General features: G+C 67.4%; 22 protein-coding genes. 15 read left to right on the forward strand and 7 right to left on the reverse strand.

Features of this window, described 5'->3' with window-relative positions; all coding sequences use genetic code 11:
- Complete coding sequence (locus tag P0Y50_01345; protein ID WEK40277.1) at window positions 1–444, reverse strand: SufE family protein; 444 nt, start codon at window positions 442–444, stop codon at window positions 1–3.
- A 161-nt stretch (window positions 445–605) separates the two neighbouring features.
- Between P0Y50_01345 and P0Y50_01350 the strand changes: the two genes are divergently transcribed.
- Window positions 606–2,333 (forward strand): HAMP domain-containing sensor histidine kinase, encoded by a 1,728-nt coding sequence (locus tag P0Y50_01350; GenBank protein ID WEK40278.1) that lies wholly within the window; start codon window positions 606–608, stop codon window positions 2,331–2,333.
- A gap of 33 nt (window positions 2,334–2,366) precedes the next feature.
- Here P0Y50_01350 and P0Y50_01355 read toward each other — a convergent pair whose 3' ends face one another.
- Both P0Y50_01355 and P0Y50_01360 read right to left on the reverse strand, forming a co-directional pair.
- Complete coding sequence (locus P0Y50_01355; GenBank protein WEK40279.1) at window positions 2,367–3,389, reverse strand: NADP-dependent oxidoreductase; 1,023 nt, start codon at window positions 3,387–3,389, stop codon at window positions 2,367–2,369.
- A gap of 98 nt (window positions 3,390–3,487) precedes the next feature.
- A complete protein-coding gene (locus P0Y50_01360; protein ID WEK40280.1) occupies window positions 3,488–4,309 on the reverse strand; it encodes a hypothetical protein in 822 nt (273 codons plus the stop codon).
- A gap of 94 nt (window positions 4,310–4,403) precedes the next feature.
- On the opposite strand from P0Y50_01360, the gene P0Y50_01365 reads away from it, so the two are divergent.
- Entirely contained in the window at window positions 4,404–4,733 is a 330-nt protein-coding gene (locus tag P0Y50_01365; GenBank protein ID WEK40281.1) for a DUF1491 family protein, read from the forward strand.
- A 90-nt stretch (window positions 4,734–4,823) separates the two neighbouring features.
- Window positions 4,824–5,252 (forward strand): hypothetical protein, encoded by a 429-nt coding sequence (locus tag P0Y50_01370; protein WEK40282.1) that lies wholly within the window; start codon window positions 4,824–4,826, stop codon window positions 5,250–5,252.
- An 8-nt stretch (window positions 5,253–5,260) separates the two neighbouring features.
- Here P0Y50_01370 and P0Y50_01375 read toward each other — a convergent pair whose 3' ends face one another.
- A complete protein-coding gene (locus P0Y50_01375; protein WEK40283.1) occupies window positions 5,261–5,665 on the reverse strand; it encodes a helix-turn-helix domain-containing protein in 405 nt (134 codons plus the stop codon).
- Window positions 5,666–5,776: 111 nt separating this feature from the next.
- On the opposite strand from P0Y50_01375, the gene P0Y50_01380 reads away from it, so the two are divergent.
- Complete coding sequence (locus P0Y50_01380) at window positions 5,777–6,529, forward strand: SDR family NAD(P)-dependent oxidoreductase (GenBank protein ID WEK40284.1); 753 nt, start codon at window positions 5,777–5,779, stop codon at window positions 6,527–6,529.
- A 197-nt stretch (window positions 6,530–6,726) separates the two neighbouring features.
- Here P0Y50_01380 and lepA read toward each other — a convergent pair whose 3' ends face one another.
- Window positions 6,727–8,535: a translation elongation factor 4 gene (gene lepA, locus P0Y50_01385; protein ID WEK40285.1), complete on the reverse strand. Its 1,809-nt coding sequence runs from the start codon at window positions 8,533–8,535 to the stop codon at window positions 6,727–6,729.
- Between the two features lie 192 nt (window positions 8,536–8,727).
- On the opposite strand from lepA, the gene P0Y50_01390 reads away from it, so the two are divergent.
- From P0Y50_01390 to P0Y50_01400, 3 genes are all read left to right on the forward strand, one after another.
- Window positions 8,728–9,864 carry an efflux RND transporter periplasmic adaptor subunit gene (locus tag P0Y50_01390; protein WEK40286.1) on the forward strand — a complete coding sequence of 379 codons (1,137 nt, stop codon included), beginning with the start codon at window positions 8,728–8,730 and terminating at the stop codon, window positions 9,862–9,864.
- A 10-nt stretch (window positions 9,865–9,874) separates the two neighbouring features.
- A complete protein-coding gene (locus P0Y50_01395; protein WEK40287.1) occupies window positions 9,875–12,967 on the forward strand; it encodes an efflux RND transporter permease subunit in 3,093 nt (1,030 codons plus the stop codon).
- Between the two features lie 76 nt (window positions 12,968–13,043).
- Entirely contained in the window at window positions 13,044–13,532 is a 489-nt protein-coding gene (locus P0Y50_01400; GenBank protein ID WEK40288.1) for a hypothetical protein, read from the forward strand.
- A 139-nt stretch (window positions 13,533–13,671) separates the two neighbouring features.
- Here P0Y50_01400 and P0Y50_01405 read toward each other — a convergent pair whose 3' ends face one another.
- On the reverse strand, window positions 13,672–16,314 hold the full coding sequence (locus P0Y50_01405; protein WEK40289.1) for a TonB-dependent receptor: 2,643 nt from the start codon (window positions 16,312–16,314) through the stop codon (window positions 13,672–13,674).
- A 203-nt stretch (window positions 16,315–16,517) separates the two neighbouring features.
- Complete coding sequence (nhaA, locus tag P0Y50_01410) at window positions 16,518–17,762, reverse strand: Na+/H+ antiporter NhaA (GenBank protein ID WEK40290.1); 1,245 nt, start codon at window positions 17,760–17,762, stop codon at window positions 16,518–16,520.
- A 334-nt stretch (window positions 17,763–18,096) separates the two neighbouring features.
- Here nhaA and P0Y50_01415 point away from each other — a divergent pair, with 334 nt between their 5' ends.
- The 8 genes from P0Y50_01415 (at window position 18,097) to P0Y50_01450 (ending at window position 24,941) form a co-directional block, all read left to right on the forward strand.
- A complete protein-coding gene (locus tag P0Y50_01415; protein WEK40291.1) occupies window positions 18,097–19,545 on the forward strand; it encodes a YdiU family protein in 1,449 nt (482 codons plus the stop codon).
- Between the two features lie 123 nt (window positions 19,546–19,668).
- The gene (locus P0Y50_01420; protein ID WEK40292.1) at window positions 19,669–20,112 is read left to right on the forward strand and encodes a hypothetical protein; all 444 of its coding nucleotides are present in this window, start codon (window positions 19,669–19,671) and stop codon (window positions 20,110–20,112) included.
- The gene (locus P0Y50_01425) at window positions 20,109–20,306 is read left to right on the forward strand and encodes a helix-turn-helix transcriptional regulator (GenBank protein ID WEK40293.1); all 198 of its coding nucleotides are present in this window, start codon (window positions 20,109–20,111) and stop codon (window positions 20,304–20,306) included. Before P0Y50_01420 ends, P0Y50_01425 begins: the two co-directional genes overlap by 4 nt.
- A gap of 53 nt (window positions 20,307–20,359) precedes the next feature.
- A complete protein-coding gene (locus P0Y50_01430; GenBank protein ID WEK40294.1) occupies window positions 20,360–20,593 on the forward strand; it encodes a hypothetical protein in 234 nt (77 codons plus the stop codon).
- A gap of 134 nt (window positions 20,594–20,727) precedes the next feature.
- A complete protein-coding gene (locus tag P0Y50_01435) occupies window positions 20,728–21,144 on the forward strand; it encodes a DoxX family protein (protein ID WEK40295.1) in 417 nt (138 codons plus the stop codon).
- Window positions 21,145–21,331: 187 nt separating this feature from the next.
- Window positions 21,332–21,811, forward strand: a complete 480-nt coding sequence (locus tag P0Y50_01440; GenBank protein ID WEK40296.1) for a MerR family DNA-binding transcriptional regulator — start codon at window positions 21,332–21,334, stop codon at window positions 21,809–21,811.
- Between the two features lie 3 nt (window positions 21,812–21,814).
- Complete coding sequence (locus P0Y50_01445) at window positions 21,815–23,599, forward strand: acyl-CoA dehydrogenase C-terminal domain-containing protein (protein WEK40297.1); 1,785 nt, start codon at window positions 21,815–21,817, stop codon at window positions 23,597–23,599.
- 178 nt (window positions 23,600–23,777) lie between these two features.
- Entirely contained in the window at window positions 23,778–24,941 is a 1,164-nt protein-coding gene (locus tag P0Y50_01450; protein ID WEK40298.1) for an acyl-CoA dehydrogenase family protein, read from the forward strand.
- Window positions 24,942–24,958: the final 17 nt, after the last annotated feature.

The following is a 24,958-nucleotide window of genomic DNA, read 5'->3' on the forward strand; positions in this document are numbered from 1 at the left end:
CTAGCCCGCCGCCAGCGCCGCCTCCCTGATCCGCCCGACCATGCTGTTCAGGCCGTTGGCGCGCTGGCGCGTCAGGGCCGAGGGCAGGCCCAGGCGGTCCAGGGCGGCCCTGGCGTCGAAGGCCAGGATCTCGGACGGCGTGCGCCCGGAATACAGTTTCAGCAGCAGGGCGATATTGCCCTTGGACAGGGCGCTGTCGCTGTCGGCGGCGAACCACAGGCGGCCGTCCGCCGGCGTCACGGCCAGCCACACCTGGGCCGCACAGCCCGGCACCTTGTTGGCCTCGAGGCGGTCCGCGTCGTCCAGCGGGGCCAGCCCCTTGCCCAGTTCGATCACATATTCGATCCGCTGCTCCCAATCGCCCAGGAGGTCGAAGTCGTCGGCCAGCTCAACGAGCGTCTCATCCAGGGTGTCTGTCGGGGGCGTGCGGTGGCTTGCGGTCATGGAGGGCTGGATAGGCCGCCGGGCCGTTAACGACAACCGGCCGTTTTGTCCCCCGATATTCATGGTGAACGCCGCGAGGGGGTTCGCCTGAGGGGGGAGCGGCCTCGCGCCGACTCAAGGCGGCGACTAATCTGGGCTCAGACAGAACACCGGCCGACTGATTGACCTCCTTGCCTCGCCACAGCTTCCAGGACGACCTGCGCCCGGCGCCGCATGACGCCCGGTCGGGCGCGCCGCTGGTCGCACCCACGCTGGCCCTGTGGCACGCCGTCTGGGCCGTGGCGGTCAGCCTGACGGCCCTGTCGGCCCAGATGGCGGGCGGCCTGCACAACGGCCCGCTGGCGGCGCTTCTGATCATGGCCCTGCCCGGCGTGCTGGGCGTGGTGCTGATGGTGCGCGACAGCCTGGCGTTGCGGCTGGCGATCATGGTCGGCTGGCTGGTCGCGGCGACGGCGGCGGCGGGCCTGACCGGGGGCGTGACCGGCGCCCTGCCCGGCCTGGTCGTCCTGCCGCTGGCCGCCGGGATCGCCCTGGACCACGAGCGGGACGGCCGCGACGGGCTGACCTGGCTGGGGGTGTTCGGCGTGCTCTTGCCGATCTTCAGCGGCCTGACGTCCAGCTGGCTGAACGGGCCGGAGGCGCAAGGGCCGTTGTTGGCCGCCGCCTCGGCCTTGCTGGCCCTGGCCGCCGCGGGCTCGGCCCTGCGTCTGACCTGGGGCCAGCGTCGCCGCCGCCTGATCGAGGCCAGGGACGAGGCCGAGCATATCGCCGCCCTGCTGCGCGACCAGCCGGGCCTGACCCTGCTGCTGGAGCCGTCGGGCCATGCGGTCGCGACCTGGGGCGCGGCGCCCCCCGCCCTGTCCGTCCCGGCCCTGATCGACCAGGGCCTGGTGGCCAGCGCCCATGCGCCGGATCGGCCGGCCGTCTCCGCCGCCCTGTCGCGCGCCCTGTCGGGCCATCCGGCCGAGGTGCAGTTCAGCCCGCGTATCGCCCTGGACCGCCGCGTCATCCTGATCGTCGCCCCCTTGCGTCATGACGCCGACCGCCGCCCGCGTCTGATCGCCCAGGCGTTCGACGGCACGGCCCAGTTCGCCCGCGAACTGGGCCTTGAGACTGCCCGCGTCGAGGCCGAGGCCCAGTCCGCCGGCAAGACCCGCTTTCTGGCCAATATGAGCCACGAACTGCGCACCCCCCTGAACGCCGTGCTGGGCTTCGCCGACATCATGCGCCAGCGCCTGTTCGGCCCCCTGCCCGACCGTTACGCCGGTTACGCCGACGCCATCCACCAGGCGGGCGGCCACCTGCTGGACCTGATCAACGACGTGCTGGACCTGTCCAAGATCGAGGCCGAACGCTATCAGCTGGCGGTCGCCGGGTTCGACGCGCGCGACGCCGTCTCGGCCGCCGTCGCCCTGGTCCGGCTGCAGGCCGACGACAAGGGCGTGGACCTGGCCGCCGTCCTGTCGGCCGAGCCGCTGACGGTGCGCGCCGACGCCCGCGCCCTGAAGCAGATGGCGCTGAACCTGTTGTCCAATGCGGTCAAGTTCACCCCCGCCGGCGGCTCCGTCACCCTGACCCTGGACGCGGACGGCCCGGACCTGGAGCTGGCGGTGTCCGACACCGGCGTCGGCATCGCCCCCGAAGACCTGAAACGCCTGGGCCGCCCCTTCGAACAGGCGGGCGGCGCCGACCAGAAGGCCCAAGGCACTGGCCTGGGCCTGTCCCTGGTCCGCAGCCTGACCGAACTGCACGGCGGCCGCATGACCATCGACAGCACCCTGGGCGAAGGCACGGCCGTCCTGATCCGGTTGCCGGTGATGGCGACGGGAGGGGCGGACGCGATCTCGCCGACTGAGCCCGCCAAGACCCCAGGCTCCGTCCCGGCCTAGACCGGGGATCGGGCCGCGCGGTCTTCACGGCGGCTAGGGCGCCACCTGGATCACGAGCTTGCCGAAGTTGCGGCCCTGAAGCAAACCGATGAAGGCGTCGGGCGCCCTGTCCAGTCCGGCGACGATATCCTCGCGATATTTGATCCGGCCGTCTCGGATCCAACCGGCGACCTCGTCGTAGAAAGCCGGTCGTTGATCGGCGAACTCGCGCTGGATGAAGCCGCGAACCGTCAGGCTCTTGCTCAGCACATCGCGCATCACGCCCGGCAGCCGGTCGGGACCGGACGTCGCCCCGGGATCATCATTATATTGCGCGATCAGGCCGCAGACCGGCACGCGCGCGAAGGGATTCAGCAGCGGAAATACCGCGTCCCAGACATGGCCGCCGACATTCTCGAAATAGACGTCGATCCCATTCGGACAGGCCGCCCTCAGTTGTTCGGCGAAGTCCGGCGCGCGGTGATCGATCACGGCGTCGAAGCCCAGTTCATCACGGACGAAGGCGCATTTTTCCGCGCCGCCTGCGATGCCGACCGCCCTTGCTCCCTTTATGCGCGCGATCTGTCCGACCGTGGCGCCCACCGGCCCGCTCGCGGCGGCCACAACGACCGTTTCACCCGGCTGGGGACGACCGATGGTCAACAGCCCCGCATAGGCGGTGAAGCCCGGCATTCCAAGAACGCCGAGCGCTGTGCTGACGGGCGCGCTTTGTGGATCGAGCTTGCGCAGCCCTGCGCCATCCGAGACGGCATAGGTTTGCCAGCCCGAATGCGACAGAACGATTTCGCCCTCGGCGAAGTCGGCGTGGCGTGAGCGCACGACGCGCGCCACCGTGCCGCCCTCCATGACCGCGCCGATCGCCACTGGATCGGCATAGGATTTCGCCGCGCTCATGCGCCCGCGCATATAGGGATCGAGCGAGAGATAGAGGATTTCAAGCAGAACTTCGCCGTCGCCCGGTTCTGGGACAGGCGCGGACTCCATCTGGAAATCGGTTGGGGTCGGCAGGCCCGTCGGCCGTCTGGCCAGAAGAACCCGTTTGTTTTCGGTCGTCATGAATCCGCCTGCTGGCCCTGACGCCTGATGTCGCGTCCCGGGTTCGAGGTAGAGATCATGGGGTCGTCCGCAAGACCCCGTCCTTTCGCGCGTCGCCCCTAGACCCGCCCCATCGCCAGGAACGCCCGGCCCGCCGCGAAGTCGCCGGCCTCGAAGGTGGAGCGGGCGATGCTGCCGTCGCGGAAGACGAACTCGACCGTGAAGACCTCGCGCGGGTCCAGCCGCGACAGGGCGTCGGCGGCCTCGGCGGGAAAGACCCAGGTCTGGCCCTCGGCGCGGCCCTCGGCCAGCAGGGTGCGCTCGGCCGCCTGGTTTCCGGCGGCCCAGAAGGCGCGGCGCTGGACCGCGGGCGGCAGGCCCTGGGCCAGCCACGGACGCGGCGCCACGCCGACGTCGCGCATCACGATCCTGACCCCGGTGGGCCGCGACCGTCCGCGCCAGGACACCACCGCCGCCAGCTGGTCGGGCCGGGCCATGCCGCCCACCACCCCGAACCGCACCGGCGAGGCGCCGGTCACGGTCGCCTGCATCAGCCGCCAGGTCGGGCGGGAATAGGCGGCGCGGTCCGCGCTCCATGCCCTGCGGTCGCCGGGAAACTCCATCCGCGTCGTGCGCGACCAGCCGGAAAAGGCGGTCTGCACCCTGCCCTGAACCGTCTTCAGATCGGCCGAGCCGCACGGCGTGGTGACCGCCCGGGCCCGCGCCCGCTGCGCCGTCTCGGCCAGTTGCCGGTCATTCGATCCCGCGCGCAGGGCCGCGCCCCGCGCCTGATAGGCCGCCGCCGTCAGGGCGGCGGTCAACTGCGGCTCGAACAGGCCGCAGCGGTCGTTGGCGGCCAGCACGAAGCTGCGCTCATAATACCGGTCCTGCGGCGCGGCCATCGCGACGACGGGCGTCGCGGCGATCAGCAAGGCCGACATAAGGGCTTGGGTCCGCCGGGGGGAAAGGCCTATCCTCATGCCCCGACCCTAGCCCGCCAGGGTTGGGGTTCCGTGTGCGAGCAGGGTTAGCGAATTGCTTCTTTCCAGCGACCTGTGGGTCAGCGCCCTGATCCGCCGCGCCCAGATCGAGGGCGCCTACGCCACCGTGGTCGCCAGGGGCGACGACCGCGCCGGCTCGGTCATCGTCAAGGCCTACGACACCTCCACCCGCACCGCCCGCCTGTTCACCGAAGCCTTCGGCCCCGATGGCGAGCGCCTGTGGATTCAGCCGGTCACATCCGACAACGAAACCGAACTGGACGCCTACATCGCCCGGCAACGGAGGTATGACCCGGACCTGTGGGTGGTGGAGATCGAGGACAGGCAGGGCCGGCACTTCATCACGGAGACGGTGCAGGGGTAACGGTCCCCTCCGCCAAAACTGTCCAAGAATTCACGTGCCAATCGATGGTTATCGTTCAATGCATCCCTGGGGCGATATTTGGAGGGCGGTATGATCAAACAGAATTGGATCGGCGCGGCCGTGTTGGCGTCTTCGCTGCTCGGTAGCGCGACGCTAGCTCAAACCGCCGCGCCGATCACCGGCCGCGATGTGATCGGCGATTGGACGCTTAGGATGACGCCCGTCGAGGGACAGGCGCGCACCGTCACCTTCAAGTCCAAGGACGGCGGACCGTTCGTTCAACCGCTCACGATCACGGCCCGATCCGGCGACCGGCTGACCTGCGAGGTCGATAACCAGCCCGCTCAATGCCGGATACGCGACGGCAGGCTGGTCGTCACCTCAGGCTCGGGCGGCATGAGGATGATCTTCACCCTGACCGACCGCGCACGTCAGGGCTTCGCCGGCACGGTCGATCTCAGGGTCCGCCTGCTGCCCATCGGCGGGCCTATCGGCACGGTCGATATGACGCGACGCTAGCAACCGCCCTATCCCTTGCGCCCGTCGAACGCCGCCCGCGCCGTCTCGATGCGGTCGATGTTCTTTTCGGCCCAGGTCCAGACGCCGCAGAAGGCTTCGGCCAGGGTGAAGCCCAGGTCGGTCAGGCGGTATTCGACCTTGGGCGGGATGACCGGGTGGACGGTGCGGACCACCAGGCCGTCGCGCTCCATCTGACGCAGGGTCTGGGTCAGCATCTTCTGGCTGATCCCGCCGACCAGGTCGCCGACGCGGGTGAAGCGCTGCTCGCCGTGTTCGGCCAGGACCTCCAGGATCAGCATGGTCCACTTGTCGGCGACGCGGCCGATCACGTCGTTGACCAGGGCCTCGACGCGGGGATCGGCATAGTCACCAGTCTCGGGATGAGCGATTCTTGCGGGCGGAACAGCCGTCATATCCATTTCTTTCCGAGCGGTAAGTAGGGCGGTTTCAAGTGCCTGCTTTCGATTGGAGAGTGAAACCCATACCTCGTCTTCATCGCGGGCGCATCCCGCAAGGAGACGATCATGAACATCAACGACGCCACCATCCTGATCACCGGAGGCGGCACGGGCATCGGCCGCGCCCTGGCCGAGGCGCTGCACGCGCGGGGCAACCGGATCATCATCACCGGCCGTCGCGCGGACGTGCTGAAGGCGACAGCGGCCGCCAATCCCGGCATGGCCTGGGCGACGCTGGACATGGAGGACGCCGCCGCCATCGCCGCCTTCGGCGCCCAGGTGGTCAAGGATCACCCCGCCCTGGACGCGGTCATCCTGAACGCCGGCATCATGCAGTCGGAAGACCTCAAGGCCCAGCCGTTCGATCTGGCCGTGGCCGAGAGGACCATCGCCACCAACCTGTTGGGGCCGATCCGCCTGACCGCCGCGCTTCTGCCGCATCTGACGGCCCAGCCGGCGGCGACGGTGATGACGGTGACATCGGGCCTGGCCTTCATCCCGCTGGCGGCGACGCCGACCTACAATGCGACCAAGGCGGCGATCCATTCCTGGACCCAGTCGCTGCGACATCAACTGGCGGGTGCCTCGGTCGAGGTGCTGGAACTGGCCCCGCCCGCCGTGGCCACCGACCTAATGCCGGGCCATGCGGAGAACCCCAACTCCATGCCGCTGGCCGAGTTTACGAACGAAGTGATCGGCCTGATCGAGCGGGGCGACACGCCGCGCGGCGAAATCCTGGTCGAACGGGTCAAGCCGCTGCGGTTCGCGGAGGTGAATGGCTATGAGACCGTGTTCGAACGGTTGAACGCGGCGCATTGAGGGCGTCGTAGTTGCCTCTCCCTCCCCGTTCCGGGGAGGGTGGTCGCGAAGCGACCGGGTGGGGGCGGCCGGGCAAAGCCTCTCAGATTTCGTTTGAAGTCAGATCAGTGCGCCGTCGCCTGGCCGCCCCCACCCGACTTCGCCTGCGGCTAAGCCACCCTCCCCCGCAGGGGGAGGGAAAAGATCGTCGCTGACGATCAATCCTCGTCCATCTTCAGGGCGGCGATGAAGGCTTCCTGCGGGATTTCGACCTTGCCGAACTGGCGCATCCGCTTCTTGCCGGCCTTTTGCTTTTCCAGCAGCTTCTTCTTGCGGGTGGCGTCGCCGCCGTAGCATTTGGAGGTCACGTCCTTCCTCAGCGCCCGGACGGTCTCACGGGCGATGATCTTGCCGCCGATGGCCGCCTGAATCGGGATCTGGAACAGGTGGGGCGGGATCAGCTCCTTCATCTTCTCGACCATGCCCCGGCCGCGCGTCTCGGCGCGGGCGCGGTGGACCAGCATGCTGAGGGCGTCGACCGGCTCGGCGTTGACCAGGATGGACATCTTCACCAGGTCGCCGACCTTGTATTCGGTGATCTCGTAGTCGAACGAGGCATAGCCCTTCGAAATCGACTTCAGCCGGTCGTAGAAATCGAACACCACCTCGTTCAGCGGCAGCTCATAGACCACCATGGCCCGGTTGCCGACGTAGGACAGTTCGATCTGCTGGCCGCGACGGTCCTGGCACAGCTTGATGACCCCGCCCAGGTATTCGTCGGGGGTCAGGATGGTGGCCTTGATCCAGGGTTCGGCGATGGTCTCGATCTGCATCACGTCGGGCAGGTCGGCCGGGTTGTGCAGGTCCATCTCGGTCCCGTCGCGCAGGCCGATCTTGTAGACGACAGACGGCGCCGTCGCGATCAGGTCGAGATTGAACTCGCGGCTGAGGCGTTCCTGAATGATCTCCAGGTGCAGCAGCCCCAGGAAGCCGCAGCGGAAGCCGAAGCCCAGGGCCGCCGAACTTTCCATCTCATAGGTGAATGACGCATCGTTCAGCCGCAGCTTGCCGATGGCGGCGCGCAGGTCCTCGAAGTCGGCGGCGTCCACCGGGAACAGGCCGCAGAAGACCACCGACTGAACCTCCTTGAACCCCTTCAGCGGTTCGGCGGTCGGCTTCTTTTCATCGGTGATGGTGTCGCCGACGGCGGCGTGGGCGACTTCCTTGATCTGGGCGGTGATGAAGCCGACCTCGCCGGGACCGAGCTGGTCGACGGGCGTGTTCTTGGGCAGGAAGACACCGACCCGGTCGATCAGGTGGGTCGAGCCGTTGCGCATCATCTTGACCCGCATCCCGGTCTTCAAGACGCCGTCGAACACCCGCACCAGCACGACGACGCCGAGGTAGGGGTCGTACCAGGCGTCGACCAGCATGGCCTTCAGCGGGGCGTTGATGTCGCCCCTGGGCGCCGGAAGCTTGGTGACGATGGCCTCCAGCACCTCCTCGATGCCGATGCCGGACTTGGCCGAGGCCAGGACGGCTTCGGAGGCGTCGATGCCGATCACATCCTCGATCTGGGCGCGCACCCGGTCCGGCTCGGCGGCCGGCAGATCGACCTTGTTCAGGACCGGGACGATCTCGTGGTTGTTGTCGATGGCCTGATAGACATTGGCCAGGGTCTGGGCCTCGACCCCCTGCGACGCATCGACGACCAGCAACGAGCCTTCGCAGGCGGCCAGCGAACGCGACACCTCATAGGCGAAGTCGACGTGGCCCGGCGTGTCCATCAGGTTCAGCACATAGTCCTGGCCGTCACGCGCCCTGTAGGTCAGGCGCACGGTCTGGGCCTTGATGGTGATGCCCCGTTCCTTCTCGATCTCCATGTTGTCGAGGACCTGTTCGGACATCTCGCGCGCGGTCAGACCGCCGGTGTGCTGGATCAGCCGGTCGGACAGGGTCGACTTGCCGTGGTCGATGTGCGCGACCACGCTGAAGTTGCGAATGTTCGAGATAGGGGGAGTCGTCATCCGCGCGCCCCTATCACGCGTAGGCGCCAGGGGCCAGCCGCACGGCCGATCTGTCGCGCGGCGGGCCACATTAAGGCTTTGCAACAAACCACTTCCACGTTTGAGAACGGGTCGCGGACGCGGTAAGGGTCGACCCTTCGCCAACCGGCGCGAGCCGGCGATACGCTTCGCCTGCAACCGAGGAATTTCCCCGTGTCCAAGACGACCCGAACCGCTCTCAACGTCGGCGCCATGGCCCTTTCGGCGTTTCTGCTGGCGAGTTGCGGGGAGCGCAAGGAGGACAAGACGGAGGATAAGGCCGGGGGCTCGCGCCAGACCGTCAGCGTCGCGACCGTGGCCCAGACCAATCTGAACCGCACCGTGACCGCCTCCGGCACCGTCTCGGCCTGGGAAGAGGTGCCGGTGGCCGCCGAGACCGGGGGCCTGACCGCCGTGGCCCTGTATGTCGACGAAGGGTCCTATGTCCGCCAGGGCCAGCCGCTGGTGCAGATGAACGACGTCCTGCTGCGCGCCCAGTTGCAGCAGCAGCAGGCCCAGGTCCAGCTGGCCGAGGCCAATGTGCAGCGCGACGACGCCGCCCTGGATCGCGCCCGGCAGTTGAAGGACCGCGGCTTCCTCAGCCAGGCGTCGCTGGACACGGCCCTGGCCAATCAACGCTCATCGACGGCCAATCTGGCCGCCGCCCGCGCGTCCCTGTCCGAAACCCGGACCCGGCTCAGCCAGTCGACCATCCGCGCGCCCGTCAGTGGGCTGATCATCAGCCGCAGCGTGACCAAGGGCCAGATCATCTCGGCCGGGACCGAACTGTTCCGCATGGTCCGCGACGGCCGGCTGGAGCTGGACGCCCAGGTGCCGGAGACGGAGCTGGGCCTGGTGCGCGCCGGCCAGTCGGCGACCGTGACCTCCAGCGAGGCGGGCCGGACGACCGGCTCGGTCCGCATCGTCACGCCCGAGGTGAACGCCTCGACCCGGCTGGGCCTGGCCCGCATCTCGCTGACGCCCGGCGCCCAGCTGCGGCCCGGCATGTTCGCGCGCGCCGATATCGCCGTCGGCGATCAGCCGGCGACCACCGTCCCGACCGGGGCGGTGCTGTACCGCGAGAACAAGCCCGGCGTCTTCATCCTGAACGGCGACGGCTCGGTGCATTTCCAGCCGATCACGGTCCTGTCCCGCACCGACGCCCAGACGGCGGTCTCGGGCGTCAACACCGGCGTCCGCGTCGTTGTGGACGGCGCGGGCTTCCTGAACGAAGGCGACAAGGTCAATGTGGCCCCCGCCGTCGGCGCCCAGCCTGCGGCCCCGCAGGCTCGCCCGGCCGCGACCAACTAGGACCGAGCCCATGAACCAGATGTCGTCCTGGGCGATCAAGAACCCCATCCCGATCATCCTGCTGTTCCTGCTGCTGACGCTTGGCGGCGTGGTCGGCTTCATGGGGATGCGGATCAACTCCAACCCCGACATCGACTTTCCCCTGGTGTCCGTCACCGCCGCCCGCCCCGGCTCGGCCCCGGCCGAGATGGAGGTGCAGGTCACGCGGCTGATCGAGGATTCGCTGGCCGGCCTGTCGGGCGTGCGCCACATCAACTCCAACATCAGCGACGGCGTCTCGACCACGGTGATCGAGTTCGAGCTGGGCACCGACACCGACCGGGCCACCAACGACGTGCGCAACGCCATGACCGGCCTGCGCGCCAGCCTGCCTCAGGACATGCAGGAGCCGGCGGTCCAGCGCATCGACATCACCGGCGACGCCCTGATCACCTATGTCGTGCGCTCGCCCACCATGACGCCCGAACAGATCAGCTGGTTCATCGACAACGAAATGAGCCGCGCGCTTCTGGCGCTTGGCGGCGTGGGCCAGGTCAACCGTTCCGGCGGGGTGGACCGCGAGATGCGGGTCGAGCTGGACCCGCAAAGGCTGGCCGCCTACGGCGTCACCGCCGCCGAGGTCAGCCAGGCCCTGAACAACGTCAACAACAACCTGCCCGGCGGCCGCGTCACCATCGCCGGGTCCGAGCGCGCCGTCCGCACCCTGGGATCGGCCACTTCGGTCCAGCAGCTTCGCGAGACCCTGGTGCCTCTAGGCGACGGCAAGACGGTGCGCCTGGATAATCTGGGGACCGTCGAGGACAAGTGGAGCGAGCCGCGCCGTCTGGCCCGCTACAACGGCCAGGAGGCCGTCACCTTCAACTTCCTGCGCTCGCGCACCGCCTCTGAGGTCAAGGTCGCCGACAAGGTGCGCCAGGAGGTCAAGCGGATCGACGAGGCCCACCCCGAGCTGACGATCCAGCAGGTCACGGCCAGCGTCGAGCAGATCGAGGAATCCTATCTCGCCTCGCTGGAGGCCCTGCTGCTGGGCGCCGTCCTGGCGGTCATCATCGTCTTCATCTTCCTGCGCGACTGGCGGGCCACCTTCATCGCGGCGACGGCCATGCCGATGTCGCTGATCCCCACCTTCGCCATCCTGGGGCCGCTGGATCAGTCGCTGAACGTGGTGACCCTGCTGGCCCTGTCGCTGACCATCGGCATCCTGGTCGACGACGCCATCGTGGAGATCGAGAACATCGTCCGCCACATGCGCGACGGCAAACCGCCCTATGACGCCTCGCTGGAGGCGGCAGACGAGATCGGCCTGGCGGTCGTGGCCACCACCGCCACCATCATCGCCGTGTTCGCGCCCGTCGGCTTCATGCCCGGCATCATCGGCCAGTTCTTCAAGGCCTTCGCCCTGGCGGCCTGCGTCTCGGTGGCCTTCTCGCTGCTGGTCGCGCGGACGCTGACCCCGCTGATGGCGGCCTTCATCCTGAAACACACCAACCACGAGGACAAGGATCCCTTCTGGATGGGCGGCTATCTGAAGGCGTTGCGCTGGTCGCTGGGCAACCGCTGGAAGGTGTTCGTGATCGGCATCCTGTTCCTGGTCGGCTCCGTCCTGACCGCCGGGATCGCCAAGATGTCGTTCGAATTCATGTCGCCCGGCGATACGGCCCGCGCCGCCTTCCAGGTCGAACTGCCGCCCGGTTCGACCCTGCGCCAGACCGACGCGGTGGTGCAGCAGGTGACCCGGACGCTGGAAGCGCGCTCGGAAGTCACCTCCGTCTACGCCGCCGTCGGCGGCCAGGACGTGACCCAGGCCAATGTCTATACCGACCTGGTGCCCAAGGGCGACCGCAAGCTGAGCCAGCAGGCCTTCGCCCGCGCCATGGTGGATCAGTTGAAACAGATTCCCGGCGCCCGCATCCGCGCCGGCATCGCCCAGCAGGGCGGCGGTCCCGGCGACGGCACCACCTACACCTTCTCGATCCTGGGCGATAATCCCGACACCTTGAATGCGGCCGCGCGCAAGGTGGAGGCCGAGATGCGGACCGTTCCGGGCCTGGCCAATGTGGTCAACTCGGCCGCCATCGCCCGCCCCGAAATCCTGGTCACCCCGCGTCCCGACGAGGCGGCCCTGGCGGGCGTGTCCGCCGGCGCCATCTCCCAGGCCGTGCGGGTCGCCACCATCGGCGACATCGACCAGAACCTGGCCAAGTACAATCTGGGCGACCGCCAGGTGCCGATCCGCCTGCAGCTGACCGAGGCCGCGCGCGAGGATCTGAGCGTGCTGGAGAACCTGCGCGTGCCGGCGACGGGCGGCGCCTCGGTGCCGCTGAGCGCCGTCGCCGACATCCAGTTCGGCGCCGGCCCGGCCACCGTCGCCCGCCAGGACCGCTCGCGCATCGCCTCGATCAGCGCCGAACTGGACGGCACGACGACCGGGGCCGCCAGCGCCGCCGTCAACCGTCTGCCCTCGGTCAAGGCCCTGCCCGCCGGGGTGCGTCAGGTGCCGGCCGGCGACGCCGAGTTCATTCAGGAGATGCTGGTGGGCTTCGGCGTCGCCTTCGCCTCGGGCATATTGTTGATGTATGCGGTGCTGACGCTGCTGTTCAAAAGCTTCGCCTATCCGATCACCATCATGGCGGCCCTGCCCCTGGCCATCGGCGGCGCCTTCATCGCCCTGGCCATCGGCGGCGCCAACTTCTCGATGTCGGCCCTGATCGGGGTGCTGATGCTGATGGGGATCGCGGCCAAGAACTCCATCCTGCTGGTCGACTATGTCATCATGGCCGAGCGGGACGGGATGCCCCGGCGCGAGGCGATCCTGGACGCGGCGCACAAGCGCGCCCGCCCCATCCTGATGACCACCTTCGCCATGGGCGCGGGCATGGTGCCGATCGCCATGGGTGTGGGGGCCGACGTCCAGTTCCGCTCGCCCATGGCCATCGCCGTGCTGGGCGGGCTGATCTCCTCGACCTTCCTGTCCCTGCTCTACATCCCGGCCATCTTCACCATCGTCGACGACTTCGCCGGCTGGGGCCGCCGCATCCTGCACCGCAAGACCGCAGGACAGCGGGAACTGGCGAAACCGAAACAGGCGCCCTTGGTGGAATGAGGCCGATCACCCTTTGCGGACCCTCCGCGGGTCTGCAAAGGGTGGGAAGCGGACCTTTGCGTGCTATCATTTCGGCATGCTGGAACTTCATAAAGCCGGGCTGACAGGCAGTCTGATTGGAGCGACGAGACTAGGGTTAGTCCTGCTAGGCTCCATCGGGCTCCCCGCGTGCCAACTCGAAGAGCATGCGTCTCCGTTGATCGGTTATTGGTACGTCACCGAAGTCAACGGCGAGCCTACCGTCGGCTCTCTTGTAGAGATGAGGCTTCCAAAACTTAACCCAGATACCCTTCAAGCCTCAGAATATGAGCTTTCAATCAGTTGTCAGGATTGGGGCCGCCTCGACCGAAATCGAGGTGTGTTGGTCAGTGATGCGTTGCATCCTGGCAAGCCGCCGCAAGCTCAATGTGATCCGCATGATGCGGGACGTTTGGATGCGCTGCGACAGATGACGCATGAAGGGGCAAGCCTCAAAATCGATCCGGAGACCCTCACGGCGCTTCTGACCACTGCATCAGGACGCACCGCTCGTTTCAACTACATGGACATGACGCCTGTTGATTAAGGTCTGCTTCGGATCGACAGCCGAATCCGGCGTCGCTTCTGAGCGCGGACATTCTCGCCCGCCACAGGCCCGCATCCAGGGAAAAGGGCCGGCCGGTCGCCCGGTCGGCCCTTCCGCGTTCAGTCTTGCGGCCTGACGATCAGTATTTGACCTTTAGTGTCACCCCATAGGTGCGCGGGGCGCCGAGGTAGGCGTTGTAGGTCGCCGTGTCGGTGGCCTTGTTGTAATAGGTGCCGTCCGCCTGGGGCGTCGTGGTGTTGGCGAAGGCCGTGCCCTGCAGCGGGGCGGCGAAGCCGACCTGGGTGTATTCTTCCTGCAGCAGGTTCTGGCCCCAGACCTCGACGGTCCAGCGTTCGTCTTCCGACCCGATCGACACGCGGCCGTTGACCACGGTGAAGGCGTCCTGATGCTTGTAGGGCAACAGGTCCGAGCCGGTGTTGTAGTCGGTCGAATATTTGGCCGACAGGTTGAACCCGCCGCGCAGGCCCCCGCCCAGCGAGCGGTCGAAGGCCAGGGCGCCGGTCAGCGACCATTCCGGGGCGAACGAGGCGCGCGCCCCCGGCAGCAGCGACAGCTGCGGGAAGCGGCCGGGGCTGGACATGTCGGCGGCGGTGAAGCGGCCGTATTTGGCGTCGGTATAGGTCACGCCGCCCTGGAAGGTCAGGCCCTCGACCGGGGTGAACCAGACCATGTCGGCGTCGACGCCGCGCGACGTCAGTTCGGGGATGGATTCCACCACGAAGGCGGTCCCCAGGAAGGTGTTCAGCTGGAAGTTCTCGAACTTCTGGTCGAAATAGGTCAGGTTCAGCAGCATGGTGCGGTTGAACAGGGTCGTCTTGACCCCCGCCTCATAGCTGTCGACCGTCTCGGCCTTGAAGAACAGCGAGGCGTCCGGGGTCACGCCCGTCTGCACCCGGTCCATGTTGTAGCCCGCGCCCTTGTAGCCGCGCGCATACGAACCATAGACCATGATCGAGGGGTTGAAGCGGTACGACGCCTTGATCGTGCCGGAGACGTCGGTGTCGTTGAACTTCTCCTGGATGCGGCGACCGTCGTACAGGGGGTTCGACCAGGGCAGGCACAGCAGGCCCAGAGCCGCAGCCGGGGTCTTCACATTCGCCGTGCCGGGGATCGGCGAGCCCGGCAGGGACGGCGCGAGGTTGTTCGCCAGGGCGCCGCCGCAGGCAGCGCCATTGCTGCCCAGATTGTCCTGCACGCCCAGCAGACGCTTGCTGTCGTAGGTGTAGCGCAGGCCCAGGTTGATGTCGAAGGCCTCGGTCACATGGTAGGTGTTGTTGGTGAACAGGGCGACCGATTCCGACTTCTGGGAATAGTGGTCCTCATAGGCCTTGCCGGCCGCGAAGCCGGGGGCGGCGGCGCTGGGCGGAACCAGGCCCAGCACGCACAGGGGTTGGCCGGCCAGGGCGCCGGTCGTGCCGACCAGGAAGCCGTTGGGGTTGGTGAAACAGCCCAGGCGCGACGGGCTGGGGCCGCCGAAGGCCGCCGGCACCGTCGCCGTCAGCAGCAGGGAGGCGAAGGCGTTGTAGTCCGAACCATAGACATAGCTGTCGTCGCGATAGACGGTCTCACGCGTGGCGAACAAGCCGACCAGCCAGTCGAACTTGCCCGTCGTGCCGGCCAGGCGCAGTTCCTGGGTCAGGTTGCCGACGCCGTAACCGTTGGAGCCGTCGTTGGCCCGGTGCAGGATGTCGGCGCCGGTGTAATCCAGGTCCATCCCCTGCTGGAACGACCAGTCCCGCCACGAGGTCAGCGAGGTCAGGGTGGCGTTGATGCTGGGGAAGTCGATGTTGGCTTCCGCCGACAGCCCCATGTCCTCGATCTCTTGCGGCGTCTCGCGGTTCGAATAGGCCAGGCGCGAGAAGGGCACCGTGCCGAAGCCGGCGGCAGGCGAGGCCTGACCCTGGCCGTTCGGGGCGGTCAGGGCGGCGATGAAGGCCTGGGTCGGACCGACGCGGGTCTGCACGGCGACGCAGCAGTATTCCTCACGCTTGGTATAGTCGGCGATCAGGCGGATGGAGGTGTTGTCGTTGGGCAGGATCAGCAGTTGGCCGCGCGTGGTCCAGTAATCCTGGGTCTGGTCGTCGGTCTTGCTGTTGGGACCATCGCCGTTGTTGACGTCGTAAAAGCCGTCACGCTCGCGGTGGGCGACGAACAGGCGGCCGGCGATCTGGTCGGTCAGGCCGCCCGTGACGGAGACCGAACCGCCGATGGCGCCGAAGTTGCCGCCGGTCAGCTCCGCCGAGATGGACGGATCGAACGACGGGCGCTCGGTGATGATGTTGATGACGCCGGCCGAGGTGTTCTTGCCGAACAGGGTGCCCTGCGGCCCCTTCAGCACCTCGATGCGGCTCAGTTCGCCCAGGTCGCCGAAGCCGACCGAGTTGCGCGAGCGATAGACGCCGTCGATCACCACGCCGACCGAGCTTTCCAGGCCGGGGTTGTCGCCGACTGTGCCGGCGCCGCGGATGCGGACGGTGGTGGAGGCCTCCGACTGGGTCGAGGTGACGGTCATGCCGGGCGTCAGGATCTGCAGGTCCTTGATGTCCTGGACGCCCGCGCCCTGCAGCAGTTCCTGCGACAGGGTGGTGACCACGATCGGCACGTCCTGCAGGCTCTGTTCGCGTTTCTGGGCGGTGACGATGATGTCGTCGACGGTGGCGGGCGCTTCCTGCGCGGCGGCGGCCCCGGCGAAGCCGAAGGCGACGGCGCCGATCACGGCGGCGGCGGACACGGTGGTCCTGAGGTGAAGATTGCGGCGCATAGCGTCCTCCCGGCTGAAGCGGCGATGCTTGGAGCGATCGCGGCGTTTCCTGTTCCCTGCGACGTCCCCTTCTTGGGGGATCGTTCGTTATCGCTAGGCTAAGCGCGCTTCGCCGCCACCGACAAGCGAGCGTTGTTCACCGCGACGATTTTTCGCCGCAGATTCGCCTTTGTGTGTCAGTGAAGAGACAGAAAACCCTGACGTTAGGTCAGTTTTTCTGCTGTTTTCGGCCCCTGCGGCTCCACCTCGGGTTTCAAGGCGACGGGATCGACGCGGCGCGCCCGCCCCGCCAGACCCAGCACCAGGGCCGCCGCCACCGCCGACAGGATCGAGCCGCCGATGACGCCCAGCTTGACCTCGACCTGTTCGGGGCTGTCGACCGCGCCGGGGAAGGCCAGTACGCCGATGAACAGGCTCATGGTGAAGCCGACGCCGCACAGCAGCGACACCCCATAGACCTGCATCCAGCCGGCGTCCGTCGGCCGCGCGCCGATCTTCAGCGCCGAGGCCAGCCAGGCGGCGCCGAACACGCCGATCTGCTTGCCCAGGAACAGGCCCAGGGCGATGGCGACGACCAGGGGCGCGAAGGCCTGATCCATCGTCAGGCCGGCGAAGGAGACGCCCGCCTTGGCGAAGGCGAACAGGGGCAGGACCAGAAAGGCGTTCCACGGATGCAGGTCGTGGATCGCTTCCTTCAGCGGGCTCTGGCCGTCGTCGGCGCGCGGCCTGATCGGCACGATCATGGCGAAGGCCACGGCGGTCAGAGAGGTGCTGAGGCCCGACAGAACCGTCAGATACCAGACCAAGGCGAAACCCAGCACCCAGAAGGGCGCCGGGATCCGCACGCTGTGCGCGGCGACGGCGCCCGCGATCAGGGCGGCGGCGGCCCACAGCAACGGGGTCCACTGCGTCCCCTCGCTGAACAGCACCGCGATCAGGGCGATGGCCCCCAGATCGTCGACGATGGCCAGGGTCAGCAGGAAGACCCGCAGCGACGACGGCAATCCCCTGCCCACGAAGCCGAAGACGGCCAGGGCGAAGGCGATGTCGGTGGCCAGCGGAATGGGCCAGCCCTGATGCGGCGCGCCGATAGCGCCCGACAGCAGCAGATAGACCGCCGCCGGCCCGGCCATCCCGCCCAGCGCGGCCAGAACCGGCGTCGCCAGCTTCCTGGGATCGCTCAGTTCGCCGCGCACGATCTCGTATTTGATCTCCAGCCCGACGACGAGGAAGAAGATCGCCATCAGCCCTTCCTTGATCCAGTCGGAGATCGTCTCCTCCAGCCGGATCGGGCCGATCTGGACGATGTGATAGGACTTCAGCCAGGCGAAATAGTCGGCCGACCAAGGGGAGTTGGCCACGACCAGGGCCGCCACGGCGGCCAACGCCAGGGCCGCGCCGGATGCGGCCTCGGTCTTGAGGAAATCAAGGGTCAGTCTGCGCGCCACGGCGGCCTCCAAGCGAAAGGAAGAAACGTCGTGACGCCAGGTTATCGACGGGCGTCGGACCGGATTCACCGCCCGCAGGCGACGCCAGCCTGACCGTGTTCAACGGCCTGATGTCTGAAGCCAGAATAGAGAACCTGGCCCGGCTTCGCCACCCCTGCGCTCGTCCTTCCGGAGCGTCCGCAGGACGAACCCGAAATCCAGGAGGGCGTCTGCGGCGCTTGATGCGGCTGGCGTTCAGCCTATGCGCCTGGGTTCCGGGTTCTTCGCGACGCTCAGCCCCGGAATGACGCGGTAAAGGTTGCGCTCCGCTCCTCGGACCCGCACCTAGGTTCCCATGCCCGTCTCACCCGCCTATCGCCCCGACCCGCGCTTCTTCGACCTCGGCCCGGACTATTCCGACGCGGTGCAGGCGGCGGACTTTCCCCAGACGATCCTGCGGTTCCGCAACGACCGGGCCGCCGCCGACGTCGGGCTGGAGACGCTGACGGATGCGGAATGGATCGCCGCCTTCGGCCGGTTCCAGCCCCTGCCCGGTCAGCCCGCGCCGGTCGCCATGCGATACCACGGGCATCAGTTCCGCCACTACAATCCCGATCTGGGCGACGGTCGCGGCTTCCTGGCCGCGCAGATGCGGGAAACGCCTCAAGCAGCCGCGCGCCACGAGCGCGGCGATAGGCCAAGATTAATGGACCTGGGAACGAAAGGCTCGGGCCAGACGCCGTGGTCGCGAAACGGCGACGGGCGCCTCACACTGAAGGGTGGGGTGCGCGAGGTGCTGGCGGCGGCCATGCTGGAGGCCCAAGGCGTTCCCACCAGCCGCGCCTTCTCGCTGATCGAAACCGGCGAGGCGCTGGAACGCGGGGACGAGCCCTCGCCCACTCGATCGGCTGTTCTGGTGCGTTTGTCGCACAGCCATGTCCGGTTCGGAACCTTCCAGCGCGCCGCCTATCTGGGCCGCACCGACCAGACCGAAGCCCTGCTGGAGCACGTCCGCAGCCTGTATCACCCGCTGGTCGCCCCGGGAGACGTGTCCGGCCTGCTGCGCGCCATGGTCGAGGCCTCGGCCAGGCTGACGGCCCGCTGGGTCGCCGCGGGCTTTGTCCACGGGGTGCTGAACACCGACAATCTGAACGTGACGGGCGAAAGCTTCGACTATGGGCCGTGGCGGTTCCTGCCGCACTATGACCCGGCCTTCACCGCCGCCTATTTCGACCAGACGGGCCTCTACGCCTTCGCGCGCCAGCCCGAGGCCGTGTTCTGGAACCTGACCCAGTTGGCGGGCGCGCTGAAGCCGGTCGCAGACGGACCCGAGGGTTTGACCGAGGCGCTGAACAGTTTCGGCCCCGCCTATATCCGCGAACTGCGCGCCGCCTTCCTGATGCGTCTGGGCGTCAACAGCCTGGGCGAGGCCGCGGACCAGCGCCTGCTGGATGCGACCCTGGCCCTCCTGCGGGAGAACGGCGAGGCCATGCGGTGGGAGCCGTTGTTCTTCGACTGGTTCGGCGGCTTCGCCTCCTCGGCCCGCGCCCTGTCGGGTCCGCGCGCGAAACTGTATCAGGGCGAGGCCTTCGACGCCTTCCGCTTCGCCCTGATGGAGCATGAACCCGACCGCATCGACCGGCTGGAGCACCCGATGTTCACCGCCCGCGAGCCGGAGGAGATGCTGATCGACGAGGTCGAGACGATCTGGGCCGCCATCGCAACCGACGACGACTGGTCGCCCCTGAACGCCAAACTGGCCCGGCTGGAAGCGGCGCGGACGGCGTGGGCGTTCAACGAATGAAGCCGCTGCCGCCAAGGAAACCCGGCTTTTTGGAAAGTTTCTTTGTCGTGATGTAAAATACGCTTGACCAACAAGCGAACCGAAACGTAAAGCTCACTTGTCACAACGACAGGGGAGCTTGTCATGAACGAACAACCGATCACCAAGACCACGCCGACCCGCGACAATGTCACGCCGAGCCTGGCCGCCCTCATCGTGGTCGGCGCGACCGTCACCGCCGCCACGCCCTTCTGGCCTCAGGCTCTGGGCGCGCCGCCCCCGCTGGGCGTCGTTCTGCTGGGCGCCGGGGTCGTTCTGGCCGTCATCTGGCATTCGACCGTCTGGTGGCGCGACCTGACCGAAGACCAGCGCCAGATCCACCGCAAGGCCTGGTGGCATGGCGGCAACTTCGGCATCCTGCTGGGCGCCGCCGCACTTCTGGCCGTCCTGGCCACGGGGATGCCGATCGCGCCCCAACCCCTGTCCGACCACCCCGCCGCCTGGGCCCTGTTCGGCTTCCTGTGCCTGCTGGGCGGACAGGCCGTCGGCTACGGCGTCGCCTGGCTGATCCACCGGCTGCGGGCATGAAGCCGCTGACCAACCGGGTGCGTGATCTGCGAAGCCGCCAGAGTCTTTCGGTCGCGCAACTGGCCGGTCAGATCGGCATCTCGCGCCTGACCCTGCGCGCGGTGGAGGCTGGCCTCTACACGCCATCCCTGCCTCTTGCGGTCCGCGTGGCCCGCGCCCTGAACCATCCGGTCGAAGACCTCTTCGCCATCTGATGCGGCGGCCTGGCCGCCGCCGAAAGCCCCTCCAAACATCAAGGAACAAGACCATGAACCTCCAGATCGCTCTGGGGCGCGCCGCCTCGCGCCTGCAATCCATCGGCTTCGGCGTCGCCGTGGGCCTGGCCGCCAGCGTCGCCTTCCTGGCCGTGGACGCCCACGCCGCCGAGGCGCCCGCAGCCCCCGCCCCCATCGCCCGCGCCGCCGGAGACGGCCCGGCCCTGTGGGCCATCCGCGACGCGGACTCGACCCCGGGGGCCTCGGGCCGATCCGTCCACCTGTAACAAAAAGTCATCAGCCGATGTCATCAGCTGATGTCATCGCTGGATGACAAATATCGAAAGCGCCGCTATATCCCCCCTTGCACACGGCGACATCCGATCCGATATCGCGGCTGTTACGAATTAAGGCCCTCCCGATGACCACCACTCTTCTTCCCGCCCCCCAGGGCCGCAGCCGCGCCGCCTATCGCAACATCGCCCTGTGGACGCTGCAGGGCTGGATCGCGATGTTCTTCATCGCCGCCGGCTACGCCAAGCTGACCGAGCCGATGACCAATCTGATCAATCTGATGGGTTGGCCCGCGGTCGCGCCCGAGAACATGGTGCGCGGCCTGGGCGTGGTCGAGGTGGTCCTGGCGCTGGGTATGTTGAGCCCGCTGATCTCCTGGCGCATCGGCCGCCCGCTGCTGCTGACCGCCGCGACCGGCCTGATCGTCATGGAGACCGCCATGCTGGCCGTCCACGCCATCAATCACGACATCGCCCTGGCGGCGGTGAACGCCGTCCTCCTGGCCTTCACGGTTCCGGTGCTGCTGGGCCGCCGCCGGGCCTGACGCGCCGAAAAGGTCGAGCGCCGGACGTTCTCCCCCCTCCCTCCGGCGTTTCGCGCCCGGAACCGTTCCCCCGGTTCCGGGCTTTTTCTCTGCCGCAGCAAGGCTCGGCTAGGGGCCATAGAAAAAGCTTACCCTTACGTGCGCGTAAACTCTTCCCTTTACGTGCGGGTAAAGTTATGGTCGGCGCATGGCCACAGCCGACGATCACAGAACCTATTCCATTCGCCAGCTGTGCCGCGAGTTCGGCGCCACGGCGCGGGCCCTGCGTTTCTATGAGGACAAGGGCCTTCTGACCCCGGCGCGCAAGGGTCAGACGCGGGTCTATGACGCCCGCGACCGCGCCCGGCTGAAACTGATCCTGAGGGGCCGCCGCATCGGCTTCACCCTGCAGGAGATCCAGGACATGATGGATCTGTATGATCAGAAGGACCACAACGTCCATCAGATGGCCGTCGCCCTGGTCCGCCACCGCGCCCAGATCGCGGCGCTGAAACAACAGCTCGAAGACATCGAAGGCGCCATCGAGACGGCGGAAACCGCCTGCGCCTGGATGGAATCCAAACTGTCCGAACACCGTCCCGACCTGCTGCCGGGCGCGGAAGACTATGAGCGGCTGCTGAAGTCGCGCCTCAACCACGACCATCACCCCTTCAAAGCAAGAGCGTAATCCATGGCCTACAAGGCGCCTGTCCGCGACTTCACCTTCATCCTGAATGAAGTGCTGGAGATCGACCGCTACACCAACCAGCCGGGCTTCCAGGACGTCTCTTCGGATCTGGTCGACCAGATTCTGGAAGAAGGCGCCAAGTTCGCCGACGAGGTGATCGCCCCGATCAACAATCCGGGCGACAAGGAGGGCTGTCACTGGGCCGAGGGCGGCGTCGTGACCGGACCCAAGGGCTGGAAGGAAGCCTATAAGGCCATGTCCGAAGCGGGCTGGATGGCGCTGGCCGCCGACCCGGCCTATGGCGGTCAGGGCATGCCCAGCGTGGTCGCCTCGGCCTTTGGTCAGATGACGGCGGGCGCCTCGGCGGCGTTTTCGATGTATCCGGGCCTGACGGCGGGCGCCTATGCGGGCATCCACGCCAATGCGTCGGAAGAGTTGAAGCAGAAATACCTGCCCAAGATGGCGACCGGCGAATGGTCGGGCACCATGAACCTGACCGAGCCGCAGTGCGGCACCGATCTGGGCATGGTCCGCACCAAGGCGGTTCCGAACGGCGACGGCTCCTATTCGATCACCGGCCAGAAGATCTGGATCTCGGCGGGCGAACACGATTTCTCGGACAACATCATCCACACGGTGCTGGCCCGCGTCGAAGGCGCGGTTCCGGGCATCAAGGGCCTGTCGCTTTTCGTCGTGCCCAAGTTCCTGGTCAATGAGGACGGGTCGCTGGGCGAGCGCAACAAGCTCGAATGCGCCGGGCTTGAGCACAAGATGGGCATCCACGGCAACGCCACCGCCGTCATGCAGTACGATGGGGCCAAGGGCTGGCTGATCGGCGAAGAAGGCCGCGGCATGAACAATATGTTCGTGGTGATGAACGAGGCGCGTCTGGGCACCGGCCTGCAAGGGCTGGCCATCGGCACCGCCGCCTATCAGGCCGCCGTCGAGTTCGCCAGGGACCGCCTGCAGGGCCGTTCGCTGACGGGACCGAAGAACCCGGACGGCCCGGCGGACTCGATCATGGTCCACCCCGACGTGCGCCGGATGCTGCTGGAATCCAAGGCCTTCGTCGAAGGCGGCCAGGCCTTCATCCTGTGGACCGCCCTGCACGCCGATCTGGAGAAGTCCGAGGACGCCGCCGTCGCCACCAAGGCCAAGGATTACATGGGCCTGCTGACGCCGGTGCTGAAGGCCTATCTGACGGACAAGGGTTTCCACGTCGCGTCGCTGGGGATGCAGGTCCACGGCGGCTCGGGCTACACCGAACACTTCACCGCCTCGCAATATCTGCGCGATGCGCGGATCACCATGATCTATGAAGGCACCAACGGCATTCAGGCGCTGGACCTGGTCGGCCGCAAACTGCCCGCCAACGGCGGCCGGGCCATCATGACCTGGTTCGGCGAGATCGACGCCTTCGTCGCCGAGAACAGCGGCAATGAGGCCATCAAACCCTTCGTCGACGGTCTGGCCGACGCCAAGGCCAAGCTTCAGGACGGCACCATGTGGCTGATGCAGAACGGCATGGCCAACCCGGACAACGCCGCCGCCGCCTCGACCGACTATCTGAACGTCTTCGGCCTGACGGCGCTGGCCTATATGTGGGCGCAGATGGCCAAGGTGGCGCAGACCAAGGTGGAGGCCGGTTCGACCGATCCCTATTACGCCACCAAGCTTCAGACCGGCCGCTATTTCGTCGAGCGTATCCTGCCCGACGCGGAAGCCCATCTGAAGAAGATGAAGACTGGCGCCGACGTCCTGATGGCCATGCCGGCCGAGGCGTTCTGAGGACGCCGCACGCACATCTCCCTCCCCCTGCGGGGGAGGGTGGTCGAAGCGAAGCGGAGACCGGGTGGGGGCGTCCCGGCAATCCATCCATGCCCTGCAACGCTTCGCCCTGCCGCCCCCACCCGGCCGCTGCGCGGCCACCCTCCCCGAACGGGGAGGGAGACAGTCGGATCACCCCATGAACGTCCTCAACAGCCCCGAACCCGACTTCATGCAGGAAGAAGAAATCACCCTCTTCTCCGACAGCGTCGGCAAATGGATCGACGAGCACGCGCCGCTGGACAAGGTCCAGAAGTGGATCGCCAACTCCTCGGTGCCGCGCCAACTGTGGAACGACGCGGGCGACGCAGGGCTCTTGGGCCTGTCGATGCCCGAGGAAGACGGCGGTTTCGGCGGCGACTATCGGCACGAGGTCGTGCTGATGCGCCAGCTGGGCTGGAAGGGCGCGGACCATTTCGGCGTCTCGCTGCACAATGCGATCGTCATGCCCTACATCTGGCACTATGGCACGGAGGAGCAGAAGCAGCGCTGGCTGCCGCGCCTGCAATCGGGCGAACTGGTCGGCGCCATCGCCATGACCGAGCCGGGCGCCGGGTCCGACCTGCAAGGGGTGAAGACCACCGCCATCAAGTCGGGCAACGGCTATGTGGTCAACGGCTCCAAGACCTTCATCACCAACGGCCAGCTGGCCAATCTGATCATCGTGGTGGCCAAGACCGACCCCTCGCAGGGCTCGAAGGGCACGTCGCTGATCGTGGTCGAGACGGACGGGGCGGAAGGCTTCGAACGCGGCCGCAACCTGCACAAGATCGGCATGGAGGCCAACGACACCTCCGAACTGTTCTTCAACGACGTCAAGGTTCCGGGCGAAAACATCATCGGCGGCGTCGAGGGCCGGGGCTTCGTCCAACTGATGCAGCAACTGCCGCAGGAGCGGCTGAACATCGCCGTTCAGGGCGTCGCCGCCGCCGAGCGGGGGCTGGAGGCCACCCTGGCCTATGTCAAGGAGCGCAAGGCGTTCGACAAGTCGATCATCGACTTCCAGAACACCCAGTTCAAGCTGGCCGAGGTCAAGACCAAGCTGACCGTCGCCAAGGTCTTCGTCGACCACTGCATCGGCCTGCACCTGAAGGGCCAGTTGGACGCCGCCACCGCCTCCATGGCCAAATACTGGGTCACCGACATCCAGGGCGAGACCATCGATGAGATGCTCCAGCTGTTCGGCGGCTATGGTTACATGAACGAATACCCCATCGCCCAGCTGTACAAGGACGCCCGCGTCCAGCGCATCTACGGCGGCACCAACGAGATCATGAAACTGCTGATCGCGCGCACGCTGTAAGCCCCTTGGCGCGGAGG

The organism is Candidatus Brevundimonas colombiensis (assembly GCA_029202665.1).
GTDB classification, from domain to species: domain Bacteria; phylum Pseudomonadota; class Alphaproteobacteria; order Caulobacterales; family Caulobacteraceae; genus Brevundimonas; species Brevundimonas colombiensis.